General features: G+C 71.5%; 12 protein-coding genes. 6 read left to right on the top strand and 6 right to left on the bottom strand.

All coding sequences use genetic code 11. The features are described from left to right. Positions 1 to 3 precede the first annotated feature (3 nt). The 3 genes from ABZX79_RS04270 to ABZX79_RS04260 form a co-directional block, all read right to left on the bottom strand. Positions 4 to 732: a hypothetical protein gene (locus tag ABZX79_RS04270; protein ID WP_355251337.1), complete on the bottom strand. Its 729-nt coding sequence runs from the start codon at positions 730 to 732 to the stop codon at positions 4 to 6. A gap of 287 nt (positions 733 to 1019) precedes the next feature. Continuing rightward, positions 1020 to 1463: a DUF6153 family protein gene (locus ABZX79_RS04265; protein ID WP_355251334.1), complete on the bottom strand. Its 444-nt coding sequence runs from the start codon at positions 1461 to 1463 to the stop codon at positions 1020 to 1022. Between the two features lie 162 nt (positions 1464 to 1625). Next, positions 1626 to 3047, bottom strand: coding sequence for a DEAD/DEAH box helicase (locus ABZX79_RS04260; protein ID WP_355251331.1), 1422 nt, complete (start codon positions 3045 to 3047; stop codon positions 1626 to 1628). A 1376-nt stretch (positions 3048 to 4423) separates the two neighbouring features. Here ABZX79_RS04260 and ABZX79_RS04255 point away from each other — a divergent pair. After that, complete coding sequence (locus tag ABZX79_RS04255) at positions 4424 to 4912, top strand: MarR family transcriptional regulator (RefSeq protein WP_355251980.1); 489 nt, start codon at positions 4424 to 4426, stop codon at positions 4910 to 4912. Positions 4913 to 5148: 236 nt separating this feature from the next. Further along, positions 5149 to 8175, top strand: coding sequence for a BTAD domain-containing putative transcriptional regulator (locus ABZX79_RS04250; RefSeq protein ID WP_355251328.1), 3027 nt, complete (start codon positions 5149 to 5151; stop codon positions 8173 to 8175). A 26-nt stretch (positions 8176 to 8201) separates the two neighbouring features. Here ABZX79_RS04250 and ABZX79_RS04245 read toward each other — a convergent pair whose 3' ends face one another. Further along, complete coding sequence (locus tag ABZX79_RS04245) at positions 8202 to 8402, bottom strand: hypothetical protein (RefSeq protein ID WP_355251325.1); 201 nt, start codon at positions 8400 to 8402, stop codon at positions 8202 to 8204. A gap of 198 nt (positions 8403 to 8600) precedes the next feature. Between ABZX79_RS04245 and ABZX79_RS04240 the strand changes: the two genes are divergently transcribed. The 4 genes from ABZX79_RS04240 (at position 8601) to ABZX79_RS04225 (ending at position 16033) form a co-directional block, all read left to right on the top strand. Next, positions 8601 to 10493 (top strand): BTAD domain-containing putative transcriptional regulator, encoded by a 1893-nt coding sequence (locus ABZX79_RS04240; RefSeq protein ID WP_355251322.1) that lies wholly within the window; start codon positions 8601 to 8603, stop codon positions 10491 to 10493. A 91-nt stretch (positions 10494 to 10584) separates the two neighbouring features. Next, positions 10585 to 13899 carry an amino acid adenylation domain-containing protein gene (locus tag ABZX79_RS04235; RefSeq protein ID WP_355251319.1) on the top strand — a complete coding sequence of 1105 codons (3315 nt, stop codon included), beginning with the start codon at positions 10585 to 10587 and terminating at the stop codon, positions 13897 to 13899. Then, on the top strand, positions 13896 to 15293 hold the full coding sequence (glyA, locus tag ABZX79_RS04230; protein ID WP_355251316.1) for a serine hydroxymethyltransferase: 1398 nt from the start codon (positions 13896 to 13898) through the stop codon (positions 15291 to 15293). Before ABZX79_RS04235 ends, glyA begins: the two co-directional genes overlap by 4 nt. After that, positions 15290 to 16033: a DUF2461 family protein gene (locus tag ABZX79_RS04225; protein ID WP_355251313.1), complete on the top strand. Its 744-nt coding sequence runs from the start codon at positions 15290 to 15292 to the stop codon at positions 16031 to 16033. Before glyA ends, ABZX79_RS04225 begins: the two co-directional genes overlap by 4 nt. 302 nt (positions 16034 to 16335) lie before the next feature. On the opposite strand, the gene ABZX79_RS04220 is transcribed toward ABZX79_RS04225, so the two are convergent. Beyond that, entirely contained in the window at positions 16336 to 17454 is a 1119-nt protein-coding gene (locus ABZX79_RS04220) for an acyl-CoA dehydrogenase family protein (RefSeq protein WP_355251309.1), read from the bottom strand. Then, positions 17451 to 18641, bottom strand: a complete 1191-nt coding sequence (locus tag ABZX79_RS04215; RefSeq protein ID WP_355251307.1) for an acyl-CoA dehydrogenase family protein — start codon at positions 18639 to 18641, stop codon at positions 17451 to 17453. Before ABZX79_RS04215 ends, ABZX79_RS04220 begins: the two co-directional genes overlap by 4 nt. Positions 18642 to 18651: the final 10 nt, after the last annotated feature.

Below are 18651 nucleotides of genomic sequence, written 5' to 3'. Positions count from 1 at the left end.
CGCTCAATGGCTGTGGCCGTCTTCGTGCCCGGGCTCCTCGCTGGGGCGAGTGTCCTTCGCGGGCGGGGTGGGCTCGGAGGTCGGACCGGCGGTGCCGGTGCCGGTGCCGTGGTCGCCCTCAGGTCCTTGGTCGCTGCCCTTCTCGGTCTCGACATCGCTGTGGCTGTGTCCGCCACCGGCTCCCTCGGCCATGGTGGGGGCAATGTGGCGCAGGCCGGCAAAGGTGAGGGCTGTGACGATCAGGACCGCCAGGCCCATGAGGCCGAAGATGCGCCGCCACGGCCTCTTGTCCTCCTTCAGGAAGTAGGCGACGAAGGACAGGACGATCCCCAGCGGTATCAGGACGGCACAGCGGTCCGGCAGGTCCGCGAAGTGCTGCATGCCGCCGCTGAGCATGCCGAGGCCGAACGAGAGCATGGTCGACGTGCCCAGCACCCGCACCATGCGTGACAGGGCGGGCTTCTCGGTGGCGAGGACGATGTCGTTGAGAACGGTTGCGACCAGGAAGACCAGCACGCCGGATCCAGCGATTATCGAATAGCGGGTCGGATCCATGGGGTGGTGCACGACCGCGCCGCTGATGAGTCCGGCACCCACGTAGTAGCCGACGTAACCGAGGTAGCGCCACGGGAGGGAAGCGCCTTCCCGGCTCCTGGCGGAACGGCGATGGCTGGGGGCCGGCTGCGGCGGGGTCGGGGGCGGGGTGGTGGCGAGACCGGATACGGAGGACAAGAGCTGCTGGCCTTTCAAGGGTGGGTTCGGTAGGGCATGGGGACTGCACTGATCGCCTTGGACCTCTCGCGGAGACATGAGGGCAGGCAATTCGGGGCCGAAGGGCCGGATTGCGTGGGAACAGCGGAACGCGAGGCCGGCCCACGGCTCCGCGCCGCTGTTTGCGTGCGGCCAGCGGAAGGAGCGCCCGCGCGGCATGGCGGAACCGCTGCCTCACGCAGGGGGAGGCAGCACGGGGTGTGCCCAACGAGTCGTCGGGGGTTCCCAGGCGCGAAGATCCAGAAGATTTAGATACGGAGGACCGTTGAGTCCGGCAACGGGGGAGCCGCCCAGCGAGCAGCGCCGGGTCGACCGTCGTTGTGTGCGTACGCGTGCGCGTGCGGAGACCGGATCATCGGAGCTTCGCACGGGGCAGGCAGCGCGACACCCTGCTCGGGGTGGCCGGACACACACTGGTGAGCCGCGTGTTCGGACTCCGGGGCATCGTCGTGGTCGGAGTGCCGCTGGTCGGAGTGTGAGCCGAGCCCGTCGTGATGGTGCGCTGCCGCAGTGGCGTGCTGGGTCGCGGAGGTGGACGCCCCGGGGTGGGCGTGGCCTGCGGCGCTCTCCCCACTGACACCGTGTGTGTACATCAGTGCGAGGAGTAGCACAGCCAACACCGACGTGCGCCACGGGCCCGCTGCGTAGGAACGGGACCGCAGCACCTTGAGGATTGGCCGGGCCGCAACCATGGCGGGGAGCTTATACGTACCTCTGGGCCGACCACCACCAACCCCGTTGGACGCCGGCGGCAGGCCGGTACAAGCGGTCAGTAGCAGACCGGGGCAGATCACGTGCAGCCGTAGTCCTGCCGGACGACCTCATGGGTGCCGTCGCCGATCCGTCCGGCGTCGTCAGTGGCCGCCCTTGCGTACCCGGGCCGCTGCGCGGGCTTCCGCTGTCTGGCGAGCTTCGGCGGCTTTGCGGGACTCCTTCGCGGGGCGGCCCGGACGCGTACCGATGCCGCGGAAGGGGGCGTTGCCGCTGCTGGGCTTCGCCGGGGACGGCGGGCGCTTCGCCCCGGTAATGGTGGCCAGCTTCTCCTCGCCGGAGCGCACCTGTGTGACAGTCGGCCGGATGCGGGCGTCGGTCATCATCCGGTTCACATCGCGCCGCTGGTTGGGGGTGACCAGGGTGACCACGTTCCCGGACTCCCCGGCGCGCGCCGTGCGCCCGCCGCGGTGCAGGTAGTCCTTGGCGTCGGCCGGAGGGTCGACGTTGACGACAAGGTCGAGCGCGTCGATGTGTATGCCCCGCGCCGCGACATTGGTGGCCACCAGCACGGTGATCTCACCGTCCTTGAACCGGTCGAGCGTGTGCGTGCGCTGTGGCTGCGACTTCCCGCTGTGCAGGGCGGCAGCCCGTACACCGCAGGCCCGCAGGTGACGGGTGAACTGGTCCACGCCGGCCTTGGTGTCCAGGAACATCAGTACCCGGCCGTCCCGCGCGGCGATTTCGGTCGCGGTCGCGTACTTGTCGGCGGCGTGGATGTTCAGCACATGGTGTTCCATCGTGGTGACCGAGCCCGCCACCCGGTCGAGCGAGGCGAGCACCGGGTCGTGCAGGTAGCCCCGCACCAGCTGGTCGACGTTGCGGTCGAGCGTGGCCGAAAACAGCAGCCGCTGCCCGTCGGGGCGGACCTGGTCCAGGATGTCCGAGACTTGCGGCAGGAACCCCAGGTCGCACATCTGGTCCGCCTCGTCCAGCACCGTGATCCGCACCTGATTCAGGTGACAGTCCCGACGCGACACCAGGTCGGCCAGCCGCCCCGGCGTTGCGACGACCACCTCGACACCGGCCCGCAACAGCGCCGACTGCTTGTTGATCGACAGCCCGCCGACCACCGTCGCCAGTCGCACGTTCAGCGCCTGCGCGTACGGCGCCAGCGCGTCGCTCACCTGCTGCGCGAGTTCCCGGGTCGGCACGAGGACCAGTGCCAGCGGCCGCTTCGACTCCGCTCGCAGGCCCGCCGTCCGGACGAGCAGCGCGAGCCCGAAAGCAAGCGTCTTGCCGGAGCCGGTCCGCGCGCGGCCGAGGACGTCGCGGCCGGCCAGCGCGTTGGGCAGGGTCGCCGCCTGGATCGGGAAAGGCTCGGTCACCCCGAGGCCGGTCATCGTCTTCATCAGCTCAGGAGGCAGCCCGAGTGCGTCGAAGGACTCGGAGGGCGGCAGGCCGGGGGCCACCGTCTGCGGGGTCGAGAGTTCACCCTGCGGCGCTGTCACACGCCGGGGCTTGCCGGAACGGGACAGTCCAGGAGCCGGCGGCTTCGCGTTCATGGGGAACCTTCCTCGATCTGGCGCCCGGAACGCGCCGGGGCCCGTACCCCTCGGTACGGGCCCCGGCGGTGTCGAAGCGTGCGGCCAGTTTACCAGCGGGCGCTCCGATGCCTGCCGGTCCGGCCGGCCCGTGCACCGAACCGCTGCCTGTGGCTGCGATCCGCCTGACTCTCCTCGGCGAGGAGTCCTGGGATCCGGGAGGGGATGACGGCCGGGTCTTCGCCATGCTTCTGGGATTTTCTGGGTGGATGGTCTGGTGGCGCGGCTCGCCGAGCCCAATGGCATGCGGTTCTTCTACGGCTACGCCGCAGCCACCCTGACCGCACTGCGCGACACACTGCCGTCGCTGCGACCAGCATCACGCGCTGGGGATTCGACGCGGACGCGCTCGGGCTGGCGTGGACGACCTCCACACCACATGTCACCAGGGTGACGGCCCTGACTCTTCTTCCTCGAACACCGGGACCGGGAATTGCAGGCCCTGGAGCCGGTCGGAACACGGGACGAGGCCGCGGACGTGGTGCTGCGCCGGCTGCGTCGCCCCTTGGCGGTACTGGACTCCACCGACATCGACAGCGCGTTTCCGCGACCTTGTCCCGGACGACGACCAAGCCGTCCCGAAGGGCTTGAACGTTCTCATGCCCATGGTGGCGAGCGAGCCGGAACAGTACCTGGTGAGAAGATTCGGCGTGCACGACACCGCGCAAGCGGCGTCAGTCCTCCACCGGTTCATCGGCCGCCGCTACATGCTGCACGCCATCCGTCTCCACGTCAGGCGCGTGCTGCATGACGGAGTGCCCGAATCCGCTGAAGCCGGCTCGCGGGTACGGACCTTGGCCGACCTCTTCACCACCTGGGCGTACAAGGTCCGGCCACTGGTGCGAGGAGCTGTTGGAGAGCTCTGCCGCCGACGCGCTCACCGCGCGGGAGCGGGCGACGGCCCTCGCGGTTCTTCCGTTTCGACGAGCCCGGTTCACTTTCTGGCTGTGGGAGCCGGCTGACCCGACTGGCGTACCGGGCAACACATCCTGATGTACAGCCAGGGGGGTTGGCAGGAGGTGGGGCCCTTCTCCACCACGAACCTCTCCGGCCGATGGCCACCTTCACTTGCAGGCAACGATGCCGCCTCCTCGTGTCGCCGGTCCCCCAAGGGGCCCTCGCGTCATCACGAACGGAATGGGTCCGACCTCGGGCGCGGGCAACGACTTGCCATGTACTGTTCAGCGGTCCGATCCGGCGGGGGGTCGTACCTCACGCCGCGGTAGTCGCCACGAGACCGCCGTCGTCTCCGGCGCCGGGGCCGACCGGGACGGAGGAGTCCTGTGGAAGGGGCCATGGTGAATATCGCTGAGTCCGGCAAGGCCACCCGCGGTGGCATGCGTGACGTCGACGCGTTCAGCCGCGCCGCCGTGGCCGTCTTCCGGCTGAACGGCAGGTTCACGGCCGTACTCGACCAGCTGGCGCACCCGTGCGGACTGAGCGCGGCACGGTGGCAGATACTGAGCGTGGTGACGACCGAACCGATGTCCGTCTCAGGCATCGCCCGCAGTGTGGGTCTCACCCGGCAGAGCGTGCAACGTATAGCGGACCTCCTTGTGGAGCAGGGGCTGGCGTTCTACCGGGAGAATCCGGCCCACCGGCGGGCCAAACTCCTTACGGCCACCGACGAGGGGGTGGCCGCCATGCGCCAGGTCGACGCGGGCCACGCCGTTCTCGCGCGGGACCTGCGTGAGGCCCTCGGTGGGGAAGACGAGTTCCGCAGGGCCGTCGAGTTGCTGCGCGAACTCTCGCTCGGGCTGCACTCGGTCACCTTCGGCGAAGACGCCGCCGCCACGCGCCCAGTGGCCGGCCCCGCGTCCGCCTGACCGGCCGATCCGGCGCCGTCCGACCTGAACAGCGTTGTGCGTCGTACGTCGGCAACCGCCGGACTCCGGTCCTGCCACACCGCGTGCCATAAACCGCCGGGGCTGTCGAACGGCTTGAATTCCCTACTCCCAGCTGAAGTTCGGACCCTCATCAAGTGCGCTTCCTTGCTGTACCGTTACCGCCCTCGAGCAGGCAGCTGGGGCCGGGGGGTCTGTTGAATCAGTTCGTCTTCAGAATGCTGGGTCCGCTTCTCGTCCAGACCGACGAAGGGCCGCTGCGCATCAATGGGCGGCGACAGTCCACCGTTCTCGCGATGCTGTTGCTGTCCGCGGACCGTACGGTTTCCGTCGACAGCCTCGTGGACGCGGTCTGGCCTGATTCCCCTCCCGCGACCGCCCGCAATCAGATCGCGATCTGCATCGCCACGTTGCGCAAGAACTTCAAACAGGCCGGGGTGACCGACCTCTTGGTCACCTCTCCCCCGGGTTATGTGCTGGCCAGGGGCGAGCACCGTATCGACGTACGCGAGTTCATGGAGCAGGCGGAGCGCGGTCGCGAGGCCGCGCGGCAGGGGCGGGCCGAAGAAGCCTGCGCTCTGCTGGAGGAGGCACTCAGCACGTGGCGGGGGCCGGCGCTGGGTGAGCTGACCGGGGAGCGGATCGAGGCGGAGGCGACCCGCCTGCAGCAGTTGCGGCTCGACCTGATCGAGGAACGGGCCGGGCTCATGCTGGAGCTCGGCCGGCACCGCGCCCTGACGGGGGAACTCACCGAACTGGTCCAGCAGTACCCGCTGCGCGAGCAGACCCGTGAGCAGCTGATGCTGGCGCTGTACCGCTGCGGACAGCGCGCCGAGGCTCTGGACGTCTTCCGGCAGGGACGACGGCTGCTCTGCGAGGAACTCGGGATCGAACCGGGCCCCGCCCTGCAGCAGTTGCACGACCTGATCCTCAGGGACTCCCCTGAGCTGACCCGGCCCCCGGACGCCAGGCAGATGAGACCCGTGGCGCCGCAGACCGTTCCGGCGCAGCTGCCTGCGGACGTCATGGGATTCACCGGCCGTCAGGAGGAACTGGCGGCTCTGGACCGCCTGTTGAAGGACCAGTACAACCTCCACGCGCCGGCCGTGGCGACCATCGTCGGCGTGGGCGGCGTGGGGAAGACCGCCCTGGCGGTGCACTGGGCCAGCCAGGCCACGGAGCGGTTCCCGGACGGTCAGCTCTTCGCCGACCTGCGCGGATACGACGAGGAGCACGCCCCGGTCTCCCCGGCTGCCGTACTCGACCGCTTTCTGCGCGCTCTCGGGGTGCCCGCCCCGCAGATCCCGGGGGATCCCGACGAGCGGGGCGCGCTGTTCCGCAGCATCCTCAGCACGCGCAGGACATTGATCGTTCTCGACAACGTGCGTTCGTTCGCCCGGCTCAGACCGCTCCTTCCAGGAGGCGGCCGCAGCGTGGTGCTGGCCACCAGCCGGGAGACGCTCGACGATCTGACCGGCGACTACACGACGCTGCGGATCAGACTGCGGGTCCTGAAACCTGGCGAGGCGACCACCCTGCTGACGAAGATCGCCGGAGCCGACCGGTTCGGCAGCGATCCGGTGGCCGTGGAACAGCTGAGCGCGCTCTGCGACTGTCTTCCGCTGGCGTTGCGGATCGCCGGCGCCCGGCTGGCCGCCAAGCCCAATCTGAGCGTACGCGGCCTGGTGGAGCGCCTGCGGGATCAGCGGCGGCGGCTGGACGAGCTCAGCCCCAGTGAGGGCGGGGTGCGCGCGGGGTTCCGGCTCACGTACCGCGACCTCCCCGAGGAAACGGCCCGGCTGTACCGCCGGCTCGGGCTGCTGCGCACCGCCGACTTCGCGGCCTGGGCCGGAGCGGCGGTCCTCGACACCGACGTCTGGCACGCGGAGGCGCTGATCGACCAGCTCGTCGACGCGCAGCTGCTGGAAGTCGCCGACACCGAGCCCGGGCGTGCGGCCCGCTACCGCTTCCAGGACCTGCTGCGGCTGTTCGCCCGGGAGCGCGCGGAGGCGGACGAGCCGGAAGAGGAGTGCGACGCGGCGCTGGAGCGTACTTTCGCCGCCTGGCTGTGGCTCGCCGAGGAAGCGCACCGGCGGCTGGACGGGCGGGAATTCCCCGTCGGCCGCGCACCCGCTCCCGCACCGCGATTCCTGCCGGAGTTGGCCGATGAGCTGCTCACCGCGCCGCTGGACTGGTTCGAGTCCGAGCGCGCGGCCGTCACGGATGTCGTCGCGCACGCGGCGGAGACCGGCAGGGCGCGGTACGCCTGGGCTCTGACCGAGAGCGCCGTACCGCACTTCGAGACCAGGAACTATCTGGAGGACTGGCAGCGCTGCGCCGAACTGGCCCTGTCGTCGGCACGGCGCACCGGCGACCGTTCGGGCGAGGCGACCATGCTGAGGCTGCTGGGGTCACTCGCCATCTATCAGCGACGGTACGAGCAGGCCGAGGGCTGGAACACCGCGGCGCTGCGGCTGCTGCGGGAAACCGGAGAGAGACCCGGCGCCGCCCTGGCGCAGCGCAATCTGGCCATGTGCGCCCGGTTCCAGGGCGACTGGGACCGGGCGCTGGAGTACTGCCGGGCGGCGCTCGAGGGCTTCCACGCGGTGGGTGACACCGGCAACGAGGCCCATCTGCTGGGGTTCCTCGCCCAGATCGAGCTGGACCGCGGCGAGGTGGAGCGGGCGCTGCCGCTCGCCGCCGAGGCGGTGGCGCTGAGCCGGCGTACCGGTTCCGTACGCGCCGAAGCGCAGAGCGTCTACCGGCTGGCCGAGGCCCGGTTACGGGCCGGGGAGCCGGCCGAGGCGGCGGACTCGTTCCGCGAGGTGCTCCAGCTCACCCGCAAGGAGGGCGACCGGGTGGGCGAGGCCCATGCGCTGCGCGGGCTGGGCCAGACGCAGTGGAGCCAGGGCCTGCTGTCGGCGGCGGGGGGGACGCTGCAGCAGGCCCTGGAGATCACGGAGGAGCTGGCGGACCGTTTTCTCTGCGCCCGGGTGGAGACCGATCTCGGCTGCGTGGAGGCGATCGGCGGCCGGAGCGCGGCGGCGGCGGAGAGGTTCGGGCGGGCCCATGCCATGTTCGGCGAAGTGGGGGCGCAGCCCTGGCGGGCGCGGGCGGCGCGGCTGCTCGCCGCGGTGGCCGGCGACACGGGCGAGTGCGGAAGCGGGAAGGGTGCCGGCGATTCGCCGCAACGTTCCTTCACGGCCGCCGAGTTGAATCTACTGCTGGCCGGCCCGGCGGGCTGAGGTCCTGCCCGGCGTACGGCGGCCGGTCAGCCCCACGGCATGTCCCCGTCCTCGCCGGCCAACGGCGGGCTCACCATCTTGACGACGCCCCACGGCATGTCCTGCGGACCCGCGACATGCGCCGGGGACGCGGAGGCGTTCGTCACGCCGCCGGCTCCCACGAACAGACCTGCGAGCACGACCAGGCAGGCCGTGGTCGATCTCTTCGCCGTACGAGTGCTGCGCATCTGGAATCCCCTCATCGGTGGACCGTCATTGCCGCTGGTGCGGTACGAACGGAACAGTAGGGACGCCTCCTTTCAATTCTTTGTCCCTCGGATTTCGTGCGCAGGGGACCGCGTGAAATCGCCACGATATCGAGAGAACAACGCACCCATCTAGCGTCGTTCGCAGATTCTTCCCATGAATCACGAACGGGGCTGCTCATGGAATTCCGAGTGCTCGGGCCAGTCGAGGTACGTCGGGACGGGCGCAGGATCCCGCTCTCCGGGGCGAAGCTGCACACCGTCCTCGCGGCCCTGCTGCTGGCCCGCGGAGAGGTCGTCTCCGACGAACGGCTCAGCCGGCTGCTGTGGGGCTGGACACCGCCGGCCACCGTGAGCGCCCAGCTCTACACGTATGTTTCCAGGCTGCGGAAAATACTCGGCGAAGAAGTCCTCATCGATCGCAGGCCTCCCGGATATGCCATGGCCATAGGCGATTCCACGCTGGACCTGTTCGCATTTGAACGGCTCGACCGCGACGGGCGGAAAGCACTTTCCGAAAGCGACTTCGAAAAGGCGGCGGATCTGCTGCGCGACGCGCTGGGTGTGTGGAACGGACTCCCCTTCGCCAACACCACGGATTACCTCGCCGACGCCGAGGCCACCCGGCTCACCGAGGCCCGGACGGTCACCCTGGAACACCGCGTCACCGCGGATCTGCGGCTCGGCAGGCATGAGCAGATCACCGCCGAACTGGTCGGTCTGGTCGCCGAGTTCCCGCTGCGTGAGCACCTCCGCAGCCAGCTCATGACCGCCCTGTGCCGCTCCGGCCGGCAGGCCGATGCCATTCGCCTCTACCACCACGGCTGTGAGGTGCTCGCCGACGAGCTGGGCGTCGACCCCGGCGAGGAACTGAAGGCCACGTACCAGGCGCTGCTCGACGGCAGCCTCGACCGGCAGCCCGGCGCACCACCGGCCGGCCGGCGGACCGCCCCGGCCCCCGTGGCGGACGGCGGCCCGCGGGCCGCCGTACCCGCGATGCTGCCACCGGACACCGTCGACTTCACCGGCCGGGAGCGCGAGCTGAGTGTCCTGTGCCGGGCGCTGACACCGGACGCCGCAGCCGCCGACCGCCCCCGCCGTGTACTGGTCACCGGCATGGCGGGGCTCGGGAAGACCGCCCTCGCCGTGCACGCCGCGCACCGCTGTCAGCGCCACTTCCCCGACGGGCAGCTCTACGCCGACCTCCGGGCGCCGGACGGCACACCCCAGCACCCCTCCCGCGTACTGCTGCATCTGCTGCGCGCCCTCGGCCGGCCGGCCGAGGTGTCGACCACCGAGGTGTCGGCCACCGAGGATCTGGACGAGCTGGTCCGTCTCTACCGCGAACGGACCAGGGGACGGCGGCTGCTGATCCTGCTGGACAACGCTCTGGGCGCCGCCCAGCTCGGCCCGCTGCTGCCCAACACTCCCGAGCCCGCCGTACTGATCACCGGCCGCACCGCGCTGCCCACGGTCGCCGGCGCGCACACCGTCGCCCTGGAGCCGTTCGGCGCCCGGTCCTCGCTGGAACTGCTCGCCGCGGCAGCGGGACCCGACCGGGTGAGCGCCGCGCCGGGCGCGGCGTCGTCGATCGTGGAGCACTGCGCCGGCCTGCCGCTGGCACTGCGGATCATCGGCACCCGGATAGCCGCCCGGCCGCACTGCGCGCCGGACCGGCTGGCCCGGCGGCTGGCGGATCCGGCCACCCGGCTGCGCGAACTGCACTCGGGCGACCTGGACGTGTACACCGCGCTGCTGCCGTCATGGCGTGCCCTGGACCCCGAGGTGCGGGAAGTGCTTCCGGCACTGGCCGAGCTGGGGACCGACCCGTTCCCCGCGCTGAAGGCGGCCGTACTGCTGGATGTGCCGGAGCCGGACGCCGAACGTCTGCTGGAGGCGCTCGCCGACGCCGCGCTGCTGGAGGTCAGCGGCGCCGACGAGTGGGGGCAGCCGTGCTACCTGTTCCATCCGCTGGTCCGGCTGTTCGCCCTCTCCCTGCCCGCGGTGAGCGAGCCGCCCGGCGCCGGCAACGGGCCCGAGGAACGTAACCGGCGGCTAACCAGCCGCCCCTAGCCTCGCCCCGCCCGCGCTCGAACGCCCGGCACACGAAGCCGCGGCGCACAGTCCCGGCCCTTGTTTCCATATCCGCGAGTGGAGTTGGACCATGACCGACCTCTTGCACACCCGCGCAGACAGCGCCGAGTCCTTCCCGATGACCGAGACGCAGCAAGCACTGATGATCGGGCGTGGCGAAGCCGTCGAGCTGGGCAGCATCGGCTGCTACGGCTACTTCGAGTGGGAGCGCGACGGCCTCGATCCGGAGCGGCTCGCGACTGCCTGGCGCCGGGTGGTCGCCCGCCACGACATGCTCCGGGCGGTCGCCCGCACGGACGGCACCCAGTACGTGCCGGCCGAGCCGCCGCCGTACGACATACCGGTCCTGGACCTGCACGGTCTCCACGAGGAGGCGGCGCGGCGGCGGCTCGCGGAGCTGCGCGCCGAGATGAGCCATGTGGTCTTCCCGGTGGGCAGCTGGCCGCTGTTCGACCTGCGGATCATCCGAATGCCCGGCGAGAACGCCCCCGGCCGGATCCACCTGGGCATCGACCTGCAGGTGCTGGACGCCTCCAGCGCCTTCCAGGTCCTTTTCCCCGACCTGATCGACCTGTACGAGAACCCAGACGCCGAACTCCACGACCCGGGCATCACGTTCGCCGAGTACGCGCGGTGGCGGGCCGACGCGCTGCCCCACACCGAGACCTTCCGTACGGCCAGGGACTACTGGCTGGCGCGCGTCCCCGACCTGCCGCCGGCCCCGTCCTTGCCCACGGGCAGCCCCCGCGACGGTGACGTGCGCTTCGACCGACGCGAGCACCGGCTCTCCCCCGCCGACTGGCAGCGGTTCGCCGCCCGGGCCCGGGAGGCCGGGCTGACGCCGTCGTTGCTGCTCACCGCCGCGTTCGCCGAGGTGATCCGGTGCTGGGCGCAGGAGGCCGACTTCACCCTCAACTACCCGGTGTTCCAGCGTCCGCCGGTGCACGAGGGCATCGGCAGTGTGCTCGGGGACTTCACCAACGCGGTCATGCTGGCCACCGACAGTTCCGGCGAGACCTTCCTGGACCGGGCGCACGCCCTGCGCGACCAGCTCGGCCGGGACATGGAGAACGGCGCGTTCAACGGCGTACGGGTGCTGCGTGAGCTGACGCGGCTGCACGGAATGGGAGCGCAGGCCGGCATGCCCGTGGTCGTGACCAGCCTGCTGGACTGCCCGGCCCGCCGCCCGGTGACCGACCTCGGCCGGGAGGTGTACTCGATCTCGCAGACGCCGCAGGTCTCGCTGGACGTCCAGCTCCGTGAACTCGACGGGGAACTGCGCGTCATCTGGGACTTCGTCGACGGCGCGTTCGCGCCCGGTTTCATCGACGCGGCCTTCAGCGTGTACGTCGCCCTCCTGCGGCGGCTGACCGACGAGCCGGACAGCCTGCACGTCAGGCGCTTCGACCTGATCCCGCCTGCGGAGAGGGAGTTGCGGCGGCAGGTCAACGACACGGCCGGGCGCATTCCGTACACCACCCTGCACGAGCTGTTCGCCGGGCAGGCCGCCCGTACGCCCGACGCCGAGGCCGTCGTCGACGCCGAGCGCCGCCTGACCTACGCCGAACTGGCCGCGTACTCCTGGCGGATCGGACGTATTCTGCGCGCCCACGGAGCGGCGCCCGGCGAGCTGATCGCCGTCGTCATGGAGAAGGGCTGGGAACAGTACGCGGCGGTGTACGGCATCCTCGCCTCCGGCGCCGCCTATCTGCCGCTGGACCCGTCCGTTCCGCCGGAGCGCCTGCGCCGGCTCCTCGACGAGGCCGGTGTGGACAAGATCCTCACCCAGTCGCGTCTCGACACCCGGATCGGCTGGCCGCCCGGCGCGCACCGCTACCGGGTGGACCTCGACTTCGAGGTCGGCGACGCCACGCGTCCCGACACCGCGCAGACGCCCGCGGACCTCGCGTACACCATCTTCACCTCCGGCTCGACCGGGGAGCCCAAGGGCGTGATGGTCGACCACATCGGTGTGGTCAACCTGGTGCGCGATGTGGCCGAGCGCTTCGGAGTCGGCGCCGCCGACCGGCTGCTGGCCATCTCCGGGCTGCACTTCGACGCCTCGATCTACGACGTCTTCGGCGTGCTGACGCAAGGCGGCACCGTCGTGATCCCGCCGCCGTTCGAGCATGCGGAACCGGACGTCTGGGCGGATCTGGTGGCCGCCGAGCAGGTCACCCTGTGGAACTCCGTACCGGTGCTGATGGAACTGCTCGTCGGTGAGGCGGAGGTGCGGGAGCGGCGCGGCGGCGGCCGGCCGCTGGAGTCGCTGCGCCTCTCGGTGCTCTCGGGCGACTGGATTCCGCTGACGCTGCCCGACCGGCTGCGCGCGCAGAGCCCCCGGATCCAGGTGGTGGGCTCGGGCGGACCGACGGAGACGATCTGCTGGTCGCTGTTCCAGCCGATCGGCGAGGTCGACCCGTCCTGGACGAGCATCCCGTACGGCAGGCCGATCACCAACCAGCACTACTACATCGTCGACCCGGCGGCGTACGAACGCCCCCTCGGCGTCGTCGGCGAGATGGCGGTGGCCAGCGACGTAGGTCTGGCCCTCGGCTACTGGAACGACGAGGAACGTACGCGCAGCCGCTTCATCAGCCTCCCCGAGACCGGTGAACGCGCCTACCTGACCGGCGACCTGGGACGTTATCTGCCGGACGGGAGCATCGAGATCCTGGGCCGGGACGACTTCCAGGTGAAGGTGCAGGGCCACCGCATCGAGCTGGGCGAGATCGAGGCGGCCCTGCGCCAGGACGAGCGGGTGACGGCGGCCGTGGTGGTGGCGCCGGCCAGCGCCCACGGCGTTCGCCGACTGCACGCCTTCGCGGTGACGGACCGTACGGACGCGTCCGAGCGCATCCTGGCCCGGCTGGCCGAGCAACTCCCCTCGTACATGGTCCCCGCCACGCTGACCGTGCTGGAGGAGCTGCCGCTCACCCGCAACGGCAAGGTCGACCGGCTGCTGCTCGCCGCCACGGCCGGGCAGCAGCAGTCCGCCGAGGACAGCGCTCCCCAGGACGACGGGGACGAGCCGGGCAGCGCCCTCGAGCTGGTGTTGTGCGCGGCCGTCGCCGACATCCTGGGCCTCGACCGGGTGGCGCCGGGCGACAACTTCTTCAAGCTGGGCGGTGACTCGCTCAGCGGCACCCGGCTGGCCGGTCTCCTCCAGGAGCTGCTGGGCGTGCCCGTACCCGTGAAGACGGTGTTCCAGAACCCGTTGGTGTGCGAACTCGCCCAGAAGATCGCCGCGGACGAGCAGCACGGCGAAGGCGCCGTCGCGGCGGCGGAGGCGTTCGGCGAGCTGGCCCCCGATGAGACCGCCGCGGCGGCCTCGGCTCAGGACGGCACGCACACCACCGACACGTCCGAGAGGGGACAGTCATGAGCCTCACCCTGCCCGGGCCCGTCACGGAGCCGTCCGGCGACGCTGGTTCGGGCACCGTCCAGAAGCCGTCCGGGCCCGACCTCGTCGCCTTCGCCGGCCACGCGGCGGCGAGACTCCGGGACACCGACGCGTCGCTCTACGCCTTGCTCGCCCGGGAATCGGCGCGCCAGAACAGCACCTTGATGATGGTCGCGGCCTCCAGCGTCGCCGACCCCTCCGTGCTGGCCTGCGGCGGCAGCGCACTGGGCAATCTCACCGCCGAGGGCTACCCCGGCGGCCGCTATCACGCGGGCTGCGGGGTGGCCGACGAGATCGAACAGCTCGCGATCGACCGTGCCTGCGCGGTCTTCGGCGCCCAGGACGCCATCGTGCAGCCCCACTCCGGGTCGTCCGCGAACCTGGCCGTCATCACCGCCCTCCTCAGCCCGGGTGACACCCTGCTCGGGCTGGACCTCGACTGCGGGGGTCATCTCACGCACGGCTCCCCCGCGTCCGTGACCGGCCGCTACTACACGGCCAAGGGTTACCGGGTGACCCGGGAAGGTCTCCTCGACTACGACCAGATCCGCGAGACGGCCCTCGCCCACCGGCCCAAGCTGATCGTGTGCGGGGCGAGCGCCTATCCGCGGAGCATCGACTTCGCGCGCTTCCGGGAGATCGCGGACGAGGCCAACGCCTACCTGCTCGCGGACATCTCGCACATCGCCGGGCTCGTCGCGGCCGGGCTGCACCCCAGCCCCGTCAACCACGCGCATGTCACCACGACCAGCACCTACAAGCAGCTGTACGGTCCGCGCGGCGGTCTGATCCTGCTGGGCCGCGACGCCCGCAGGGCGGGACCCGAGCGTGGCACCCTCGCCGCGACCCTGCGCCGCGCGGTGTTTCCCTTCACCCAGGGCACGCCCGACCTGGCGTCGGTGGCGGCCAAGGCGCGGGCGCTGGACTTCGTGGCCGGTCCCGACTTCGCCGAGCTCGCCAAGCGGCTGGCGGACGGCGCCCAGGCCATCGCCGAGACCCTGTCCGAGCGCGGGCTGCGCCTGGTCACCGGCGGCACCGACACGCACATGGTGCTGCTCGACCTGCGCGGAACCGGGCTCACCGGGGACATCGCCGAACAGGCCCTGGAGTCCTGCGGGATCGTCGTGAACCGTAACCGCGTCCCGGGCGACACCACCCCCGTCCGGGTGACGGGCGGCCTGCGGCTGGGCAGCAACACGCTGGCCGCCCGCGGCATGGAACGCACCGCTGTCACCGAATGCGCCGGCCTGGTCGCCGACGTCCTCGGGGCGCTGCGGGCCGGCGCCGGTGTGCTCCCCGACGTGGTACGCGACCGGGTCCGCGCCAGGGTCTCGCAGCTGTGCGCCCGCCATCCCCTGCCGGGCTATCTGTCATGACCTTCAGCGGCTTCCCGCCCTCGGCACCGCGCCTGTACGCCGATCTCGCCGCCGACAACACCAGGGAGGCATGGCGGCTGCGGCACCGCGAGGTGTACGAGCGCGACGTACGGGCGCCGATGGACGAGCTGGCCGCGGAACTGGGCGACGCCTTCGGGGAGTTCGCCGGTGCGGACGGGGTGCGGGTGCTCGGCCCCGTCCGGGACACCCGGATGTCCCACGACAAGTCCCCGTACAAGACCTATCAGGGCGCCTATCTGGATGTGCTGCCCTGCCTGGGCTTCTGGGTGCAGCTGGACGAGCACGGCCTGTACGCCTCCGGGCGCTACTACCCGTACGCCGGTGACCAGGTCACCCGGTACCGCGCCGCCGTCGAGGACGAGGAGGGCGGCGCGGCCCTGGCCGTGATCGTGCGGCGCCTGGAGGACCAGGGCTTCGCGATCGGCGGCGACCGGCTCAAGTCCCGGCCGCGCGGCGTCGCGGCGGACCATCCGCGGCTCGGCCTGCTGCGCCACCGCAAGATCGACGCCGGGCGGCGTTACGGGCCGGGACCCGAGGTCCACACGGCCAGGGCCGGTGAGGGGTACCCCGTGGACCCGGAGGGCGGCCGGGTGAACCCGACCCTCGCGTACGTCGGCACGATGGAGATGTTCGAACGAGCCGGTTTCCGCCGTATGAAGATGACGGAGGCCAAGAGCGACAAGCGGCATCGCTGGGTGATGCGTCGCGACCTGACCTGACGCGTCGGGCAGACGGTTGCCCGTCCTGGTGAAGGGGCTCCCCGTGGCGGGAATCCCTTCACCCCGTGCGGGTCCAGGCCGCCGCCGTGCGCTTGGCGACGAACACCTCCCCCGACAGCGGCCGGTCCCGCGCCGGACCGGCCGCTGTCCCACCGGCCTACGGCGTGCGCGCCCCGGCTGCCCGTCCTGGTGAAAGGGCTCCCCGCGGCGGGAACCCCTTCACCCCGTGCGGGTCCAGGCCACCGCCGGGCACTTGGCGACGAACACCTCCCCCGACAGCGGCCGGTCCCGGGCGGACCGGCCTACGGCGTGTGCGCCGCGATGTCCCACAGCTGGGCGGGACGGCCGCAGCGCAGCGCCTCCCAGGCCGCGCGCCGGTAGCATCCGGCGACGAGCCCGTCCCGTACCAGCCCTGACGCGCCGTGCAGATGGACGGCGTCGCGCGTGACATCGAGCGCGGTCTCCGCCGTCAGCGCGATCAGTCCGGCCGCCTCGCCCGCCGTCAGGCGGCCCTCGTCGAGGTCCCGGGCGGCGTCCCCCACGGCCCAGCGCACCGCGTCCAGCCGCGCCAGCAACCCGGCCACCCGCAGCCGTGGTCCCTGGTGCTTGACCAGCGCCTGCCCGAACTGCTGCCGGCCCCGGATCCGGGACACGACCGCGGTCAGCGCCGCCGCCGTGATTCCGGCCAGCAAGGAGGCCTGGTGCACGGCGGTGCGCAGCCCCGCCCGGGCCAGCGCCTGCTCGGCGGCGAGACCACGCAGTACGGCGGCCTCGGCCGGCACCCTCGCTTCGTGGAACACCGCACTGGCCACCGCTCCGCCGCCGTGGTCGCGCAGCGGCCGCACCTCGACCCCCGCGGCGGGCAGGGATACCAGCGCGACGCACGGCCCGTCGGGCCCGCTCGCCGTCACCAGCAGCGTGCCGGCGCCGACACCGGCGGCGAACGGACCACCGGTGCCGGTCAGCAGGACGTCACCGGTGACCGGGTCGGGTTTCCAGGTGACGCCCGGCGCTACGACGCCCCGTGGGTCGGGCAGCCGCCCCGGCACCGCGACCGGGTGCTCGCCGGCCCGCACCCGGTCGAGCAGGTCGTCGACCACGCGCGCGGTGGGTCCGAGGCGGGACAGCAGGTCCAGCGCGAGCAGCGTGTCGGGCAGCGGTACGGGCTGCATCGCGTTGCCCGCCTCCTCGCACACCATGGCGAGGACGGCCTGCCCGAGGTCCAGGCCCTCCTTGTCGATGGGCAGTGCGAACTCCCAGGCACCGACCTGGGTCAGCGCTCCCCAGGAACCGGCGGGTGTGTCCCCGTCGATCTCCAGGCCCTGGCGCACGGTGAGCCGCAGCTGGCGGAAGAGGGAGTCCTCGTCCTCCCGCTCCCGCCACCGCTCGGCTTCCTTCCGGTTCAGCGCTTTCTGTGTCACGGCCGTACCTCCGCCCCTGAGTCGAGACGCAACCGGGCCAGCGTCTCCAGCATCATTTCGGCGGTGCCGCCGGATATCCGCATCCCGGGTGCCTCACGCATCGCCGAATCGAGTGGGTGTGCCACCCCGTCGACCTCGGGGTCGTCGAGGGTCATGCTGCGGTCGCCGTCGAGTTCGGCGGCCCACCAGGCGACCTCCGCGGCCAGTTCGGTCGTGTACCACTTGGCGGCTGCGGCTTCGTCCTCGTTGAGTTCGCCCCGGTCGAGCCGGGTGAGGACGCGGCGGACGAGCGTGCCGGCGGCGAGCAGCCGGGCGTTGAGCTTGGCCAGTCCGATCTGGTCGTGCTGGCCGGCCTCCAGCCGGTCGGTGTGGCCTTCCAGCCGTTCCACGGCTGCGCGGTACCATCGCAGCGCCTTGACGTAGTAGTCGAGTCCGGTGCGTTCGAAGGCGAGGGTCTTCACCACGATGGCCCAGCCCTGCCCGAGTTCGCCGACGACGTCGTCGGCGGTGACGGCCACCCCGTCCAGGGTGACCTCGTGGAAAGCGTCGTCGCCGATGCCGGGAATGGGCCGGATCGTGACGCCCTTCTGGGCGAGGGGTACGAGGAAGAGGCTGAACGCGTCGTTCTCGCCCCGCGCCAGGCACAGTCCGTAGTCGGCCAGCCGGGCGAACAGGGAGTGGACCTTGGTGCCGTACAGCTTGTAGCCGCCGTTGCCGTCGGACACCGCGCGGGTGGAGAGGATGTTGAGGTCGGATCCGGCCTGCGGCTCGCTGAAGAGCACACACCCGAAGGCCGTCCCGGCCGCGAAGCCCGGCAGGTGCCGGGACTTCATCCCGGGGCTCGCGACATTGAGCAGCGTGGAGCCGACGATCTGCACGGTGAGAGTGTGCAGCAGGTCGGGCACGTCGTGCATGGCCAGTTCCTCGACCAGTACGGCTGCCGCGACCTGGCTGACGCCCCGCCCCCCGTACTCCTCGGGCCACTGTGGCGCGAGGAGGCCCGCGTCGCCCAGCGCACGGTGGATGGGCCGGGGGTCCCTGGTGCGCCGGGCTTCGGCGACCGGGGCGCCGACGAGGATGTCGTGGACCTCCTCGCGCAGGGCGCGCATGGGCGTGCGGGGCACGTCGGCGCCGGTCCGGACGAGCCCGCAGTCCGCGGGCGCGCGGTAGAACTCGGTAGTGAGCACGGATACTCCC

Origin of the sequence: Streptomyces sp. NPDC002994, assembly GCF_040611155.1 — a bacterium.
Lineage (GTDB): Bacteria > Actinomycetota > Actinomycetes > Streptomycetales > Streptomycetaceae > Streptomyces.
The sequence above is the reverse complement of the archived record's forward strand: the minus strand, read 5'-3'. Positions and strand labels throughout refer to the sequence as shown.